Source organism: Streptomyces sp. SD15 (assembly GCF_054462255.1).
On record NZ_JBTLMO010000028.1, the window covers coordinates 43,116 to 59,342 of the forward strand.

The 16,227-nt window shown below is 69.1% G+C and carries 13 protein-coding genes; 4 read left to right on the forward strand and 9 right to left on the reverse strand.

Annotation, left to right across the window (positions count from 1 at the left end):
* Window positions 1-37: 37 nt before the first annotated feature.
* Window positions 38-163, forward strand: coding sequence for a hypothetical protein (locus ACX28W_RS25925; protein ID WP_459001797.1), 126 nt, complete (start codon window positions 38-40; stop codon window positions 161-163).
* Window positions 160-366 carry a hypothetical protein gene (locus tag ACX28W_RS25930; protein ID WP_459001799.1) on the forward strand — a complete coding sequence of 69 codons (207 nt, stop codon included), beginning with the start codon at window positions 160-162 and terminating at the stop codon, window positions 364-366. Before ACX28W_RS25925 ends, ACX28W_RS25930 begins: the two co-directional genes overlap by 4 nt.
* A gap of 23 nt (window positions 367-389) precedes the next feature.
* On the opposite strand, the gene ACX28W_RS25935 is transcribed toward ACX28W_RS25930, so the two are convergent.
* Together ACX28W_RS25935 and ACX28W_RS25940 are read right to left on the reverse strand one after the other, a co-directional pair.
* Entirely contained in the window at window positions 390-1,784 is a 1,395-nt protein-coding gene (locus ACX28W_RS25935; RefSeq protein WP_459001800.1) for a hypothetical protein, read from the reverse strand.
* Between the two features lie 109 nt (window positions 1,785-1,893).
* Complete coding sequence (locus ACX28W_RS25940; RefSeq protein WP_459001801.1) at window positions 1,894-4,914, reverse strand: glycoside hydrolase family 3 protein; 3,021 nt, start codon at window positions 4,912-4,914, stop codon at window positions 1,894-1,896.
* Window positions 4,915-5,223: 309 nt separating this feature from the next.
* Here ACX28W_RS25940 and ACX28W_RS25945 point away from each other — a divergent pair, with 309 nt between their 5' ends.
* Window positions 5,224-7,119, forward strand: a complete 1,896-nt coding sequence (locus ACX28W_RS25945; protein ID WP_459001803.1) for a ricin-type beta-trefoil lectin domain protein — start codon at window positions 5,224-5,226, stop codon at window positions 7,117-7,119.
* Window positions 7,120-7,230: 111 nt separating this feature from the next.
* On the opposite strand, the gene cimA is transcribed toward ACX28W_RS25945, so the two are convergent.
* From cimA to ACX28W_RS25975, 6 genes are all read right to left on the reverse strand, one after another.
* Window positions 7,231-8,835: a citramalate synthase gene (cimA, locus tag ACX28W_RS25950; RefSeq protein WP_459001805.1), complete on the reverse strand. Its 1,605-nt coding sequence runs from the start codon at window positions 8,833-8,835 to the stop codon at window positions 7,231-7,233.
* A 283-nt stretch (window positions 8,836-9,118) separates the two neighbouring features.
* Entirely contained in the window at window positions 9,119-10,447 is a 1,329-nt protein-coding gene (locus ACX28W_RS25955; protein ID WP_459001806.1) for an MFS transporter, read from the reverse strand.
* Window positions 10,448-10,510: 63 nt separating this feature from the next.
* Window positions 10,511-10,978 carry a hypothetical protein gene (locus ACX28W_RS25960; RefSeq protein WP_459001807.1) on the reverse strand — a complete coding sequence of 156 codons (468 nt, stop codon included), beginning with the start codon at window positions 10,976-10,978 and terminating at the stop codon, window positions 10,511-10,513.
* 260 nt (window positions 10,979-11,238) lie between these two features.
* On the reverse strand, window positions 11,239-11,490 hold the full coding sequence (locus ACX28W_RS25965) for a hypothetical protein (protein ID WP_459001808.1): 252 nt from the start codon (window positions 11,488-11,490) through the stop codon (window positions 11,239-11,241).
* Between the two features lie 167 nt (window positions 11,491-11,657).
* On the reverse strand, window positions 11,658-12,764 hold the full coding sequence (locus ACX28W_RS25970; RefSeq protein WP_459001810.1) for a branched-chain amino acid aminotransferase: 1,107 nt from the start codon (window positions 12,762-12,764) through the stop codon (window positions 11,658-11,660).
* Between the two features lie 264 nt (window positions 12,765-13,028).
* The gene (locus ACX28W_RS25975; RefSeq protein ID WP_459001812.1) at window positions 13,029-14,072 is read right to left on the reverse strand and encodes a 3-isopropylmalate dehydrogenase; all 1,044 of its coding nucleotides are present in this window, start codon (window positions 14,070-14,072) and stop codon (window positions 13,029-13,031) included.
* 142 nt (window positions 14,073-14,214) lie between these two features.
* On the opposite strand from ACX28W_RS25975, the gene ACX28W_RS25980 reads away from it, so the two are divergent.
* A complete protein-coding gene (locus tag ACX28W_RS25980) occupies window positions 14,215-15,804 on the forward strand; it encodes a purple acid phosphatase family protein (RefSeq protein ID WP_459001814.1) in 1,590 nt (529 codons plus the stop codon).
* 68 nt (window positions 15,805-15,872) lie between these two features.
* Here ACX28W_RS25980 and ACX28W_RS25985 read toward each other — a convergent pair whose 3' ends face one another.
* Window positions 15,873-16,001 (reverse strand): hypothetical protein, encoded by a 129-nt coding sequence (locus ACX28W_RS25985; RefSeq protein WP_362082034.1) that lies wholly within the window; start codon window positions 15,999-16,001, stop codon window positions 15,873-15,875.
* Window positions 16,002-16,227 lie beyond the last annotated feature (226 nt).

The following is a 16,227-nucleotide window of genomic DNA, read 5'->3' on the forward strand; positions in this document are numbered from 1 at the left end:
CACTGAGAGGGAGACCCCCACCGGCCGTGAGTACACCGTGACGACGTCGCAGAACGTGGTCGACGGCGTCCTCTCGCTGTTCCAGGCAATCTTGGACAACTCCGTCGATCTCGACACCTATCTGCGCAGCGACGTCCCCACCTCGATGCCGACAGCCGCGTGATCCTCAAAGCCCTCGGTTCGGGACGCACCGACGAATCGGCGGCCGAGCGGCTCGACGTCTCGCTGCGCACCTACCGACGGCGCGTGGCCGAGCTGATGGCCAAGCTCGAGGCCGACTCCCGCTTCCAGGCCGGGCTGGGTGGGCGAGCTGGGACTACCCCGCTAACCGTAGTGATCGCATACCTCAGCCGTCTGCACACCTGAGGAACGCCCTCCAGAGGCAACCGCTAGAAACCTCCGCCGAAGTCCCCGCCGCCCCCGAAGTCCCCTCCCCCGCCCCCTCCGCCGCCGTAGTCGCCGGGGTCGAAGTCCGCGCCGGAGACGTCGCCGCCCTCGTATCCGCCGGCGCCGAAGTCGCCGTATCCGGAGCCGTAGTCGGACGCGTACGTCGGGGTGGCCATCATGCCGCCGAGCATCGTGCCGATCAGCAGGCCGGGCAGGATGCCGCCGCCGAAGTAGCCGCCCGCCCAGGGGCCGTAGGCCGGGCCCGCGTCCCAGTACGGGCGGCGGCCGGAGTCGGTGTCCACCTCGCGGATCATGGGGTCGTGGCCGTCGGCCAGCCGGGCCTGATCGGCCGCGCAGACCGGAACCTCGCGGGATGCGCCGCCCGACGGCGTCCACGTCGCGTCGGCGACCGACGGACCGTGCCGGGGGTCGAAGAAGCAGGGCGCCCGGCGCTCGGGCAGCGGCCTGGCCTCGCGGCGGGCGGCAAGCTGGGCGAGCGAGAAGCGGCCGTCCTCCAGGGCCTCGGTGACGGCGCGCACATCCTCCGGTTTCTGCGCCTGAGCCATGTACCTCTTCGCCTTCTCGTAGCCGTCCAGCGCGTGCTCGTAGTCCGCGCGCATCGCGTCGTCCGCGCCCGGCTCTCCCGGCTGGAAGTCGAGACGGTCCAGCTCCTCGCCGAAGGCGGTGATGTCCTCGTCGACCACGACCCGCAGCTTCTCCAGCGCCGCCCGCTGCTCCTCCTCCTTACGGCGCCGGGTGCGGCGTACGAGCGTGTACGCGCCGGCGCTACTGGCCACGAGCAGCGCGCCGACGGTGATCAGCCCGGTGGAGGAGACCCCGCTCCCGCTGTCGCCGGAGTCCCAGCCGGTGGGCGCCGAGCCGCCCATGTTGGTGAGGGCGCGCTCGGTGAAGTCGTCGAGCTGGGTGGCCACGGCCTCGCCCTGCACGCTGGTGACGAGGTTCTGCACGGCGGTGCGCGGCAGGACGGAGGCGTCGGCCTTCGCGTCGAAGCGGTCGCCGAGGCGGACCGCGTACAGGCCCGTGATGCCGGTGGCGGTGCGCAGGTCGTTGAAGAGGTTCTCCGTCGGGAAGTCCGCGGGCAGCACCGCCACGAAGAGCGGCTTGTCCGCGTCCTCGATCTTCTTCGCGAGGTCGTCGGCATCGGCCTTCGACAGCTGCCCGGACGCGGCCGGGTCGACGTAGACGGGGCTCTCGCGGAGGGCGTCGGCGATCTCGGAGACGCTCGTGGCCGCGGGGAGGCTCGTGGCCGCGGGAAGGCCCATGGCAGCCGAGGCGCGCGGGGAGCCGGCCGACAGCACGGCCGCAGCGGCCAGGGCGGCGAGCAGCAGCGCGGCCAGCAGCCACGACAGCCATCGGTTCCGTCCGGCGACCTTCATAACTCGAAAATACCCGAAAATATCCTAAAGCGGTCATTTAAACGGGTCGATGTGCAGGTAAACCGGTGGGTGTGCAGGCCGCGCACGCACACCCACCGGATCCGCTGTCTCAGGCCGCCCGATAAGCCGCCGTGAGCTTCTCCACCGCCGCTCCGTACCGGCCCGTCAGCAGCAGATGGTCCGCGTCGGCGAAGGGCTTCGCCGACGCCGCCGTGAGGTTCTGGCCCACCCTCTGCTGCACGATCAGCCGCGCCTTGCTGACGAGCGCGCGGCCTGCCTCCTCCGCGCCGGTCCTCTCGGCCACGGCGGCCGCGATCCCGAGCGCCTTGAGGGTGGCGCTCCCGCCCTCCGGCACCTTCGTCAGCGTCGTCAGCCCCCAGCCGTACGGGAACTGCGGATCGTACGACGCGTCGCCGACGTTGATCGGCAGCTGGGCCTCCGACTTGGGCCAGGTGACGGGGAGCTGACCGGTGAAGGCCCGCTTGCCGTACAGCACGTCCGCCACGCCGTCGCCCTCGGTGCCCGGCAGCCAGGAGGCGACGAGCGCGTCGATGTCGCCGAGCCGGTCCCCGATGAGCTGCGGGCGCCCGGACACGATCAGCACCGCGCACTTCATGGCGCCGCACACCTTGTCCACGGCGGCCTTGTCGGCGGCGGTCAGCACCAGATCATTGCCATTGCCGACATCGCCGACGCCCTCGGCGTACGGGGTCTCGCCGACGACGACCACACCCACGTCGTAACCGCCGGTGGGCGCCGAGGCGTCCTTCGAGTAGGTGACGTCACCGCCCGCGCGCCGCATCCCCTCCAGGATCGTCGTGCCGTCGGTGATCTTTCCGGACGAGCCCTGCCAGGTGATGGTCCAGCCGCCGGTCTGGTTGCCGATGTCATCGGCGTTGGACCCGGCGACGTACACCTTCTGGGACTTCTTGAGAGGCAGTACGCCGCCCGCGTTCTTGAGGAGGACCTGCGACTCGGCCGCCGCCTCGCGGGCCACGGCCCGGTGTTCGGGCGAGCCGATGTCGGACGCGCCGCTGGTGTCGGCGTACGGCTGCTCGAAGAGGCCGAGCTTGAACTTCTGCGTGAGGATGCGCGCTACGGCGTCGTCCACGCGCTCCTCGCTGATCCGCCCGGCCTGGACCTCGTCGATCAACGTCGTGCGGAAGTCCTTGTACGCGTACGGGACCATGATCATGTCGAGGCCCGCGTTGATGGATGTACGGACGTCGGAGGCGTAGTCGCCGGGGATCTGGTCGATGCCCGCCCAGTCGCTGATGACGAAGCCGTCGAAGTCCATCTCGTCCTTCAACACCCCGTTGATGAGCGCCGCGTTGGCGTGCATCTTCACCGGGCCCGCGTCGTCGCCGAGGATGTCGAGCGATGAGTACGAAGGCATGACCGAGCCTACGCCGCGGTCCACGGCGTCCTGGTACGGCGCGAGGTGCACGGCCTCCAGCTCCTGCTGGGTGACCTTGGTGATGCCCTGGTCGATGGTGTACGAGCCCGAGGTGGACGAGCCGTACTCGGTGCCGCCGTCGCCGACGAAGTGCTTGGCGGTGGCGAGCACCTTGTCGCTGTCGCTCAGGTCCTTGCCGTTCGCGCGGCCTTGGAGGCCCTGGATGATCGTTTCCATGGACTCGACGAGGGCCGGGTCCTCGCCGAAGGACTCGTAACTGCGGCCCCAGCGTTCGTCGCGGGTCACGCACAGGCAGGGCGCGAAGTCCCATGGGATGCCGGTGGCGCGGACCTCGGCGGCGGTCACCGCGCCGGTCTCCTGGGCGAGCTGGGGATCACGGGTGGCGCCGATGCCGATGTTGTGCGGCATGACCGTCGCGCCGACGAGGTTGTTGTGACCGTGCACCGCGTCCACGCCGTAGATCAGCGGGATCTGGAACCGCGTCGCCTGCGCCCGGAGCTGGAAGGAGTCGATCATCTTCGCCCACGCCTCGGGGGTGTTGGGCGTGGGGGTCGAGCCGCCGCCGGAGAGGAGCGAACCGAGGGCGTACGTCGCGATGTCGCCCTGCGAGGTGATCGCGCCCCGCTCGGCCTGGGTCATCTGACCGGCCTTCTCCTCCAGGGACAGCCGGGAGACGAGGTCGGCGACGCGCTTCTTCACCGACAACTTCGGGTCCAGGTACGGGAGTCCGTGGGCGTCGACGACGACCTGCGGGGTCTCGACCGGGGCCTTGGCTCCCGTGACCGTCAGCTTCAGGGGGATCGTTTCGGCGGACTCCCCGGACCTGTCCTTGAGGGTGGTCACGGAGACGGTGCGCGAGGTGCCGGAGGCCGTGCCCGCCGGGAAGGTGATCGAGCCCTTGACGGGTTTGTAGTCCTTGCCGGAGTCTGCGGTGCCGCCGGCCGTCTCGTACGCGACGGTCACCGGCTCGTCGAGCGGGACGGCGCCGGTGGTGGCGACGGAGACCTTGACGTCGGCCTTGCCGCCCTCCTTGACCGGGTAGACCGCGGAGTCGGTGATGACGCTCGCGCGCAGCGCCGGGTCGGCGGTGCCGTACAGCTCCACGTCGTCGATGGCGAACTGGCCCTTGAGGCCGACGGGAAGCGTGACGGAGTAGCCCCACATCTCCGTGAGGCCGAGGATCTGGTCGATGCCGCCCACGGGCTGATAGTCCGTGCGATAGGCGAAGTCGGTGAAGGGGATCTCGATCTGTTTCCAGCCGGTGAAGTCGTCCGTGAAGGACGTCGTCCACAGCTCGGAGGCGCCGCCGTTCGCGCCGCCGTCCTTGATCTCGAAGGGGATCTTCTTGCCGTTGCTCTGGCCGTCCCACCAGAAGCGGATGCCCTTGTGCGCGGACCAGTCGTGGGCCGGCTGACCGGAGGCGAAGTCGTGACTGAAGCCGCCGTAGCCGCTGATGTCGTAGGCGCCGGCGAGGACCTTGGCGCCTTCGGGGGCGTCGGCGCGGTCGGTCAGGGCCAGTTGGGGCGGATCGTCGGTGTCGCCGCCCCACGTGAAGATGCCTTCGGCGGGCGGATTCGCGAACGGGACCTCACCCTCGAAGGCGTCGACGGGGACAGGAGGCGGGTCGTCGGCTCCGGCGGCGGCCGACGCGGAGGCCAGGGGCAGCAGCCCGGTGAGCAAGGCGGCGGACACGAGCAGGGCGGTTCTTCGCATGGACCTTCCCTCGACTCTCGTTGATCCTCTTGGTTCCTCTTGGTTCCTGTTGTAAATCGTCTTCAGCGTTCTTGAGTAGTCGTCAGTGCCCTTTAGTACTCTTACGACTTAGATCACGCCGTGAGTTAACTGGCGTCCCGGCAAACCGTCAAGACCTCACGTCAGAACCGGTACACGGGCAATTGACGGCCGTATCAGGGCCGTTGTCCCTTCAGTCTCTGAACGCGCAACCCCTTGACGCGCGTCCGCGGCCGTCATTTACTCACGCCTCGCACGCCCATCCCCCACCTCCAGAAGGGCCGCGCACCCATGAGCCCCACGAGCACGGCAAGATCCCTGAAGAGAACCGGCCGAGCGGCCCGGCTGCTCGTCGCCGGGCTGTTGACGACGGCCGGACTCGGCGCCGTCGGCAGCGTTCCCGCGCACGCGGCGGGCGAACAGGTCACCGCCTACCTGACCACGACGGACGACACCGGCGGCCGCCATGTCGTACGCGGATTGCAGCCGCAAACTCCCTTCGCCTTCCAGGCGGGCAGTGGCGGAACCGGCGACAACATCACCGTGGACGAGAACACCCGGTACCAGACGTTCACCGGCGGCGGCGCCTCCTTCACCGACACCGCCGCCTGGCTGATGAACAGCAGCGGGGCGCTGACACCGGCCGCCCGCAACGCCGCGATGACGAAACTGTTCTCACCGACGGACGGGATCGGGCTGTCGTTCGTACGCAATCCGATGGGCGCGTCGGACCTCGCGCGGTACGGGTACTCGTACGACGACGTGCCGGCCGGCCAGACGGACCCGACCCTCGCCCAGTTCTCCATCGCACACGACCTGGCCGACGTCGTGCCGCTGACCAAGCAGGCGCGCCAGCTCAATCCCGCACTGACCGTGATGGCCTCGCCGTGGACGGCGCCGGCCTGGATGAAGGACAGCGGGTCGCTCAACGGCGGCTGGCTGAAGGCGGAGAACTACGGGGCCTATGCCTCGTACTTCGTGAAGTACCTGCAGGCGTACCAGGCTCAGGGCGTGCCCGTCTCGTATGTCACCGTGCAGAACGAGCCGACGTGCTGCTCCGGGTACCCGTCGATGAGCTGGAACGCTTCCGGTCTCGCCTACTTCACCAAGAGCGAGCTGCTGCCGAAGCTCCAGGCGGCGGGGCTGTCGACCAAGGTCCTCGCCCATGACTGGAACTGGGACGTGTACGACTCGTACGCCGCCTCGACGGTCGACGACGCGGCGGTCCGTACGCACCCGAACTTCGGCGGGGTCGCGTGGCACGGCTACGGCGGTGACGTCACCAAGCAGACCAGCGTCCACAACCAGTACCCCACGCTTGACGCCTTCGGAACCGAGCACTCCGGTGGCACCTGGATCGCCAACCAGCAGCGCGAGGACATGCTCAACATCGTCGACTACACCCGGAACTGGGCGAAGTCGGTGACGAAGTGGTCGCTGGCCGTGGACCAGAACATGGGGCCGCACAACGGTGGCTGCGGCACCTGCACCGGTCTCGTCACCGTCCACAACGGTGATGCGCAGAGCGGGCAGGTCGACTACACCATCGAGTACTACACGATGGGGCACCTCACGAAGTTCGTGAAGCCGGGCGCTCAGCGCATCGCCTCCACTGCGAGCACGTCCGTGCCGAATGTCGCGTGGCGGAACCCGGACGGGTCGAAGGCGCTGATCGCGTACAACGACGCGTCCACCGCGAAGACGGTGACGATCAACTGGGGCTCGCAGCACGCGACCTACTCGCTTCCCGGCAAGACCTCGGCGACCTTTACCTGGTCCGGGACGCAGGCCGGTGGCGGCGACCAGAGCGGGGCCTTTGTGGGGCTGGCAGGCAAGTGCCTTGATGTGGCGGGTGGTTCGTCGGCCAACGGGACCGCCGTGCAGCTCTACGACTGCAACGGCTCGACCGCGCAGAACTGGACGGTCAAGGCCGACGGGTCGGTTCAGGCCCTCGGGAAGTGCCTTGACGTCACCTCGGCGTCCACCGCTGACGGTGCGCAGCTTCAGCTCTACGACTGCAACGGGACGGGGGCTCAGCGGTGGTCGTACAACTCCGCCACCGGGGATGTCGTCAATACCGCGGCGAACAAGTGCCTTGATGTGACCGGGAATTCGTCGGCGAACGGGGCTCGGGCGCAGATCTGGAGCTGCACGGGGGCTGCCAACCAGAAGTGGCATCTTCAGTAAGGGGTGCGGGCGGGGGTGGGGGGATTTTTTCGCCCCCTCCGCCCCTACCCGTCCCTTGTTCCTGGGGCTCCGCCCCAGACCCCGCTCCTCAAACGCCGGAGGGGCTGAAAATCACTCGGCCGGCTCGACCCCCGCCCGCAGCAGACCGTACGTGTACGCGTCCTCCAGGGCCTGCCAGGACGCGGCGATCACGTTCTCCGCGACGCCGACCGTGGACCATTCGCCGGCGCCGTCCGAGGTGGAGATCAGCACGCGGGTCGTGGACTGGGTGCCGTGCTTGCCCTCCAGGATGCGGACCTTGTAGTCCACCAGCTCCAGCTTGGCGAGCTGGGGGTAGATCTTCTCCAGGGCGACGCGCAGGGCACGGTCGAGGGCGTTCACCGGGCCGTTGCCCTCCGCCGTCGCGACGATGCGCTCGCCCTTGGCGTAGAGCTTGACCGTGGCCTCGTTGGCGTGGGTTCCGTCGGGACGGTCCTCGACGATCGCCCGCCAGGACTCCACCTGGAAGTACGTGCGGGCCCGGCCCTCGGCCTCCTCGCGGAGCAGCAGCTCGAAGCTGGCGTCCGCTGCCTCGTACGTGTAGCCCTTCAGCTCGCGTTCCTTGACGCGCTCCACGACCCGGCCCACCAGCTCGCGATCACCGCTGATGTCGACGCCGAGCTCCTTGCCCTTGAGCTCGATCGACGCGCGGCCCGCCATGTCGGAGACCAGCATCCGCATGGTGTTGCCGACCCGCTCGGGGTCGATGTGCTGGTAGAGGTCCGGGTCGACCTTGATCGCGGAGGCGTGCAGACCGGCCTTGTGCGCGAAGGCCGAGACACCGACGTACGGCTGGTGCGTGGAGGGGGTCAGGTTCACCACCTCGGCGATCGCGTGCGAGATCCTCGTCATCTCGCGCAGGGAGCCGTCGGGCAGGACCTTCTTGCCGTACTTCAGTTCCAGGGCCGCCACGACCGGGAAGAGGTTCGAGTTGCCGACCCGCTCGCCGTAGCCGTTCGCCGTGCACTGGACGTGGGTCGCGCCCGCGTCCACCGCCGCCAGGGTGTTCGCGACCGCGCAGCCCGTGTCGTCCTGGGCGTGCATGCCGAGCCGGGCACCGGTGTCCGCGAGGACCGTGCCGACGACCGCCTGGACCTGGGCCGGGAGCATGCCGCCGTTGGTGTCGCACAGGATGACGACGTCGGCGCCCGCGTCGGAGGCGGCCCGTACGACGGCCTTCGCGTACTCCGGGTTCGCCCGGTAGCCGTCGAAGAAGTGCTCGCAGTCGACGAACACGCGGCGGCCCTGCGAACGCAGGTACGAGACGGTGTCGCGGACCATCTCGAGGTTCTCGTCGAGGGTGGTGCGCAGGGCCAGCTCGACATGGCGGTCATGGGACTTGGCCACCAGGGTGATCACCTGGGCGCCGGAGTCCAGCAGCGCCTTGACCTGCGGGTCCTCGCTCGCCTTGCCCCCGGCCCGGCGGGTCGCGCCGAACGCCACCAACTGGGCGTGCTTGAAGTCGATCTCCTGCTGGGCGCGGGCGAAGAACTCGGTGTCGCGCGGGTTGGCGCCCGGCCAGCCGCCCTCGATGAAGCCCACCCCGAAGTCGTCCAGGTGCCGTGCGATGGCCAGCTTGTCCGCCACGGTGAGGTTGATGCCCTCACGCTGCGCACCGTCGCGCAGGGTCGTGTCGAAGACGTGGAACGAATCGTCGAGCTCGCTGGTTTCGGTCATGGTCTCTGGCTCCTGTGTTGGATCTCGGTCTGTACCGGAATGACCGGCTCCACCATCCCCCAATGATCCCTCGCGCTCCCTTCCCGGCTTGCGGTGGGCCAGGAAAACGAAAAACCTCTCGCGGGTGCGAGAGGTCTGCGCGCGGGTCGAGGATGACGGTGCCCGCCCGTACGTGGTGGTACGTGGCGGTCACTGCGGACCGGCGCGCCTGCTGCCAATAATCGTGGCGAACGAGAGCACGGGGGCAGTCTGGCACAAGCTCCACCCCCGGGCCCATATCGTCTCAGGATGCGAGCCGCGCCTCGGGCTCCGAGGTCGGCTTGTGGCCCTGCCCGACCCGGTTCAGGTCCAGGTCGCGCGTCTCGCGCATACCGACGTACACCACCAGCGACACCGCCGCGCAACCCGCCACGTACCAGTAGAAGCCGGACTCGACGCCCGCGTCCTTGAACCACAGGGCGACGTATTCGGCCGTGCCGCCGAAGAGGGCGTTGGCGATGGCGTACGGGAGGGCGACGCCGAGGGCACGGACGCCGGTCGGGAAGAGCTCGGCCTTCACGCAGGCGTTGATCGAGGTGTAGCCCGTGACCACGACCAGGGCCAGCAGAGCCAGTCCCAACGCGGGCCAGAAGCCTCCCACGTGCTTCAGCATCGTCATGATCGGGACTGTCAGGAAGGTCGAGCCGACCGCGAAGGTGATCAGCAGCGGGCGGCGGCCGATGCGGTCGGAGAGGTGGCCGGCGAGCGGCTGCAGACAGGCGAAGACGATCAGCGCGGAGAAGGAGACGAGGGTCGCGGTCTCCTTCGGCAGGCCCGCCGAGTTCGACAGGTACTTCGTCAGATACGTGGTGTACGTGTAGTACGCGACCGTGCCGCCCATCGTGAGCGCGATGACCAGGAAGGCCTCGCGCCGGTACTGCCACAGCGCGCGCACTGTGCCCCGCTCCGCGCCGGACGCCGTCTCCCCGCCGGACGCGGCCTCCTCGTACACCTCCGTCTCCAGCATCGTGCGCCGCAGATAGAAGACGACCGCGGCGCCGAGCGCGCCCACCACGAAGGGGATGCGCCAGCCCCAGCTGTGCAGGGCGCCGTCCGACAGGGTGCGCTGGAGGATGATCAGCAGACCGAGGCCGAGGATCTGACCCACCGTCATCGACACGTACTGGAAGCTGGACGCGAGGCCGCGCCGCTTCGGGTCGGAGGCCTCGGTGAGGTAGGTCGCGCTGGCCGCGTACTCGCCACCCACCGACAGCCCTTGCAACAGGCGTGCGATGAGGAGGACGACCGCGCCGCCGTAGCCCGCCACCGCGTAGGTCGGCGCGAAGGCGATGAGGACGGCCGACAGCGACATCAGGGTGACGGTCAGCGTCAGCGCGGTCTTGCGGCCTCTACGGTCGGCGACCCGGCCGAGCAGCCAGCCGCCGACCGGGCGCATGAAGAAGCCGACCGCGAAGATGCCCGCGGTGTTCATGAGCTGTGCGGTGGGGTTCCCGTCCGGGAAGAACGCCCCGGCGAAGTACGTCGCGAAGCTCGCGTACACGAACCAGTCGAACCACTCCACCATGTTGCCGGCCGAGCCGACCCAGATCTTCTTCCAGTGCTCTCGTCCCATGAGCCGTAACGTGCCCGTTGCGCACGGTCACCACAAGGGTGCCTCGAGTTTCGTTCATTGCGTTCACGACAGTTTGCGTACGAAGACGTCCTGGGCGTCGTTCGCGTCGCCCCCCGTGATGAGCGTGGCATCACTCGTGGTGAAGGCGATCCGGCGCGCGTCGGCCGCGACCGCGCCGGGCGCCACCTCGGCCGAAGCTGTGCCGCCCGTCGTGTCCGGGGTCACCAGCACCGTCGTTCCGGTCTTCACGTCGCCGGTGCGCAGGTCGCGTACGAACACGTTGGAGACGTTGTCCGTATCGCCGCGTACCAGGTCCGACGCGGTCGAGGCGAAGGCCGTGTACCGGCCGTCGCGGCTGATCACGGCCGCCGACGACGAGGCGTTGCCCGCCTTCCCTGCGGGTGTGACGCTGACGGGCTCGGTGTGCGCGGCCCGGGGTACGGCGCTCGCCGCCGCTCCGGTCAGGGCTGCCGTGGCCGTGACCGCGGCGACGAGAGCGGCGGCGAGCGCGGCACGTGTGCTGGTGTACAAGATGGTTCCCCCGTGGATCTCTTGGCGTGTATCGCGTACGGCTCATGCGCGGCCGGTGGGCGGATCGTGGGTGTTCACGTGTGAACTCCCGCCGGCGCCTGGCCGCGGACGGCGGTGCGGGCCAAAACCGCCGGGTCTCGCCGGTCACACGGTCGTAGACGTACGGCCTCGAGCAGCGGTTGCCACGGGAGTACCCGATCGGGTGACCGTTCGTACTGGTGACCTGACGGTGTACGCGGCTCGCGCCACCGCCCCGGGGATCAGCGAACGCGTCGTACGAACACATCGGCGACGCCGTTCGTGTCCCCGGGGACGAGATCCGACGCGGCGGAGGAGAAGACGATCCTCTCGTCGCTCACCGATCCTCCGGTCGCCGCCACATCGGCACCGGCGACGACCCGGTCCGCTCCGGTGCGCAGGTCACGCAGGTGGAGGGCCGACTGGTCATCCGCGTAGCTGCGCCCGCTGGGCGTCGAGCCGCCGCTTCGTCGAGTGCCTCCGTCCCGTACCACCCCCGTCGTCCCCCAGTGGCAGGCAGCTTCACGATCCCCCGCGGGCGTGGGCCTGAGCAGGGAAACGGCGGGGCCGACTCGCATGGACCCGGACGGGGGGAACGACGGGGTCCGCCCCGGTTCGCCCGGCGCGGACCCCGTCTCGTGCACGTCAGCCCAGCTTCACGTCAGCCCAGCGGATGCATCCAGCCGTGCTTGTCCTCGCCGACGCCCCGCTGGATGTCGAGAAGCGCCTCGCGCAGCTTCAGCGTGACCGGGCCGGGTTCGCCGCCGCTCTGCTGCCATTGCGTGCTGGTGCGCTTGACCGTGCCGACCGGGGTGATCACCGCGGCCGTGCCGCAGGCGAAGACCTCCGTCAGGGTGCCGTTCTCCGCGTCGCGCTGCCACTGGTCGATGGAGACGCGGCCCTCCTCGGACGCGTAGCCGAGGTCGCGGGCGACGGTGAGGAGGGAGTCGCGGGTGACGCCTTCGAGGATGGAGCCGGTGAGGGAGGGCGTGATGATCACCGGCTTTTCATTGGCTTCGGCGCCGTACACGAAGTACAGGTTCATGCCGCCCAGTTCCTCGACCCACTTGTGCTCGACCGCGTCGAGGTAGCAGACCTGGGCGCAGCCCTTCTCGGCGGCCTCGGCCTGGGCGAGGAGGGAGGCCGCGTAGTTGCCGCCCGTCTTGGCGTCGCCCATGCCGCCGGGGACGGCGCGGACGTGGTCCTCGGAGAGCCAGATCGACACCGGCTTCACGCCGCCCGGGAAGTACGCGCCGGCGGGGGACGCGATGACCAGGAACAGGTACTCGTTGGCGGGCTTCACGCCCAGGCCGACCTCGGTCGCGATCATGAACGGGCGGAGGTAGAGGGACGCCTCGCCGCCGTGGGCCGGGACCCAGGCCTGGTCCTGCCGCACCAGGACGTCACAGGCCTCGATGAACGTTTCCACCGGCAGTTCCGGCATGCCGAGCCGCCGTGCGGAGGCCTGGAAGCGCTTGGCGTTCTTGTCCGGGCGGAAGGTGGCGACGGAGCCGTCGGGCTGGCGGTACGCCTTGAGGCCCTCGAAGATCTCCTGCGCGTAGTGCAGGGTCATGTTCGCCGGGTCGAGGGAGAGCGGGCCGTACGGAACGAGCTGGCCGTCGTGCCAGCCGCGGCCCTCGGTCCACTTGATCGTCACCATGTGGTCGGTGAAGTAGCGGCCGAAGCCGGGGTTGGCGAGGATCGCCTCGCGCTCCGCAGTCGAACGGGGCTGCGAAGAGGGCTTGAGCTCGATCGTGGGCGTCGTCATGAATGGTTGTCCTTCACCGGTTGTGTGTGACGGGCCGCGCTCACGTCCGTACTGTCAGTGGCCAGTGCCAGGACGCCCGTGCATTCCCTCATTCCGCGGCTCCGCGTTCGATTATCGCGCGTGGAGAACCGTGGATGAAAACAGTGCGAATGCGGCCCTTCGGATTGCCCAGGGGTTTGATGGTGGCACCCGGCGAGGGCATAGCAAAAGCCGCCGGGTGCGGATGCGACCCGGCGGCTACTACGAAACGTGAGTGGCGCGGGGTCAGCCGGCTACTCGTACGGCGAGCGCGTCGCCGATTTCGTCGGTGCTGCGGGCGGGCTGCCCGACGCGCTCCGCGAGGTCGGCGGAGACGGCGTTCTCGATGCGGACGGCCTCGGCCTCGTAGCCGAGGTGGCGCAGCAGGAGGGCGACGGACAGCACGGTGGCGCTGGGGTCGGCCTTGCCCTGGCCCGCGATGTCGGGCGCCGAGCCGTGCACGGGCTCGAACATCGAGGGGAACTCGCCGCTCGGGTTGATGTTGCCGGAGGCCGCGACGCCGATGCCGCCGGAGACGGCCGCGGCGAGGTCGGTGATGATGTCGCCGAAGAGGTTGTCGGTGACGATCACGTCGAAGCGCCCGGGGTCCGTGACGAGGTAGATCGTCGCGGCGTCGACGTGGATGTAGTCGGTGGTGACCTCGGGGAACTCCACGGCCACCTTGTTGAAGACGTTCGTCCACAGGTGACCCGCGAAGGTCAGCACGTTGTTCTTGTGGACCAGCGTCAGCTTCTTGCGCGGGCGGGCCTGGGCGCGGGCGAAGGCGTCCCGGACGACGCGCTCGACACCGAAGGCCGTGTTCACGGAGACCTCGGTGGCGACCTCGTGCGGGGTGCCCTTGCGGATGGTGCCGCCGTTGCCGGTGTACGGGCCCTCGGTGCCCTCACGGACCACGACGAAGTCGATCTCCGGCTGCCCGGCGAGCGGGGTGGCGACACCCGGGAGGAGCTTCGACGGACGCAGGTTGACGTGGTGGTCGAAGAGGAAGCGGAGCTTCAGCAGGAAGCCGCGCTCCAGGACGCCGGAGGGGACCGACGGGTCACCGATCGCGCCGAGCAGGATCGCGTCGTGCTGCTTGAGGGCCTCGGCGTCCGCGTCGGTGAGGGTCTCACCGGTGGCGTGGTAGCGCTTGGCGCCGAAGTCGAACTCCTTGGTCTCCAGCTTCACATCCTGCGGGAGGACGGCGGAGAGGACCTTCAGACCCTGGGCCACGACCTCCTGGCCGATGCCGTCACCGGGGATCACTGCGAGATTGATGCTGCGAGACATGAAGGCACCGTACTCCCAGTCCCATGGAATGACACGAGGCGTCCGCCATACGGACGGGGCCGAGTGTCGCGGGGGGGATTCGTCGACTTGCGTTCACCCGTATGTATGGCGGGCGTTGGGACTTGCTGGGAAGTTCCCAGCCATGGACACCCCTGACGTCGGTATTCCCGAGCAGCTCGCACGCCGGATGAGCATGGCGGAGCAGCACGAGTATCTGCGGACGAAACTCACGCGCCGCCGCGCGCTGGTGACGGCGGGCGCGTTCGCGGGCGGCGGGCTCCTGGCCGGCTGCTCATCGGCATCGGCATCGGGTACGGCGACGCGCACCTCCGCCGCGCCATCGACATCGGCATCGGCGCGCCCCGCCACCGGGCAGGTGCACGGCTCGGTCGTCGCGCCCTTCGGCCGCCATCTCGCCTTCGGCGCCGACCCGAAGACCCAGATGCGCATCTCCTGGCAGGTCCCCTTCGCGGTCAAGAAGCCGTACGTGCGCGTGGGCCTGACACCCTGGGGACTGAGCCGGAAGATCGAGGCCGAGGTCCGCGACCTGCACACGCCGGGGCTGAAGGGCGTACGAATCGCCCTCGACCAGTACTACCTGCACGCGGCGCTGGACGGCCTGCGCCCCGGAACGACGTACTACTACGGCGTCGGCCACGACGGTTTCGACCCCGCGTCCCGGGAGCGGCACTCCACCATCGGCTCCTTCCGCACGGCGCCCGCCCGGCCGCCCGAGAAGTTCGTGTTCACCGCCTTCGGCGACCAGGGCGTCACTGCCGACGCGCTCGCCAACGACCGTACGATCCTCGGTCGGCACCCGTCGTTCCATCTGCACGCGGGTGACATCTGCTACGCGGACGTCAACGGCCAGGGCAAGAAGTCGGACGGCTACGACCCCTCCGACTGGGACCGGTTCCTCAAGCAGACCGAGTCGGTGGCGAAGTCGGTGCCGTGGATGGTGACGACCGGCAATCACGACATGGAGGCGTGGTACTCGCCGAACGGGTACGGGGGCCAGTCGGCCCGCTGGACCCTCCCCGGCAACGGCTTCGACGCACGCGACGCGCCGGGCGTCTACTCCTTCACGTACGGCAATGTCGGGATCGTGGCGCTGGACGCGAACGACGTGTCGTACGAGATCCCTGCCAACAAGGGCTACACGGGTGGCAGACAGACGGCCTGGCTCGACAGGCGGCTCGGGGAACTGCGCAAGTCGGTCGACTTCGTCGTGGTCTTCTTCCACCACTGCACGTACTCGACGTCGACCCACGCCTCCGACGGGGGCGTACGGGACGCCTGGCTGCCGCTGTTCACCAAGCACCAGGTGGACCTGGTGATCAACGGGCACAACCACGTGTACGAACGGACCGACGCCATCAAGGGCGGCAAGGTGGGCAGGCCGGTGCCGATCGGCGCGTCGACTGATCCGACGCGGGACGGGATCGTGTACGTCACGGCGGGCGGGGCGGGCAAGAGCCTGTACAGCTTCCCCGCCGGGGTCAAGGACAGCTACGAGGGGAAGGTCGCCGACCGCGAGTCCGTGGACACCTTCCACTGGACGAAGTCACAGCAGCAGAAGAAGGACACCGTGGAGTGGTCGCGGGTGCGCTACACCGGGTACTCCTTCCTCTCGGTGGAGGCGGAGGCGGGCACTGCTCCCCGGCTCAAGGTGTCGGCGCTCGCGCAGAGCGGCAGGCGCATCGACTACTTCGAGGTGCGACGCGGGGCGTGAACCCCGCGTCGCACCTCGTGCGGGTGCGGCTCCCGGTATGTGGTGACGAACTGACGGGCCAGTGATCCTCAGTGGCCCGTCTCACCGCCGTTGTCCCTGCGGTCGAGGGCGCGCTGGAGCGCGGCGGCGGCGTTCTTGCGGTCGGACTCGCTCGTACGGGAAACACGGCGGACTCGGCGGACGGTCGTCTCGGCCATGATGAATCGACTCCTTGCCTCCGGGAGGCCCCAGAAGGGCGGCCGGAAGTGCGGTGAGGGCTTTTACGAGACGCCGGAAGGGGCGGGAAGCGCGGTGCCGCAGGGGTTGCCTGCCAAGGGCTCCGGCTCACGACCGCCATTCGCTTGGTCGAGCGAGACGTTCGGCTCCTACAAAGCTAAGCGAGGACGGGGCATCTGTCTCCACAGTTAGTCGGACTTCCTACTA

Coding starts and splice junctions, on each gene's coding strand:
- ACX28W_RS25955 (WP_459001806.1), bottom strand. CDS start 10,447: ATGGGACGAGAGCACTGGAAGAAGATCTGGGTCGGCTCGGCCGGCAAC.
- ACX28W_RS25970 (WP_459001810.1), bottom strand. CDS start 12,764: ATGACGACGCCCACGATCGAGCTCAAGCCCTCTTCGCAGCCCCGTTCG.
- ACX28W_RS25945 (WP_459001803.1), top strand. CDS start 5,224: ATGAGCCCCACGAGCACGGCAAGATCCCTGAAGAGAACCGGCCGAGCG.
- ACX28W_RS25940 (WP_459001801.1), bottom strand. CDS start 4,914: ATGCGAAGAACCGCCCTGCTCGTGTCCGCCGCCTTGCTCACCGGGCTG.
- ACX28W_RS25935 (WP_459001800.1), bottom strand. CDS start 1,784: ATGAAGGTCGCCGGACGGAACCGATGGCTGTCGTGGCTGCTGGCCGCG.
- ACX28W_RS25975 (WP_459001812.1), bottom strand. CDS start 14,072: ATGTCTCGCAGCATCAATCTCGCAGTGATCCCCGGTGACGGCATCGGC.
- cimA (WP_459001805.1), bottom strand. CDS start 8,835: ATGACCGAAACCAGCGAGCTCGACGATTCGTTCCACGTCTTCGACACG.
- ACX28W_RS25985 (WP_362082034.1), bottom strand. CDS start 16,001: ATGGCCGAGACGACCGTCCGCCGAGTCCGCCGTGTTTCCCGTACGAGC.
- ACX28W_RS25980 (WP_459001814.1), top strand. CDS start 14,215: ATGGACACCCCTGACGTCGGTATTCCCGAGCAGCTCGCACGCCGGATG.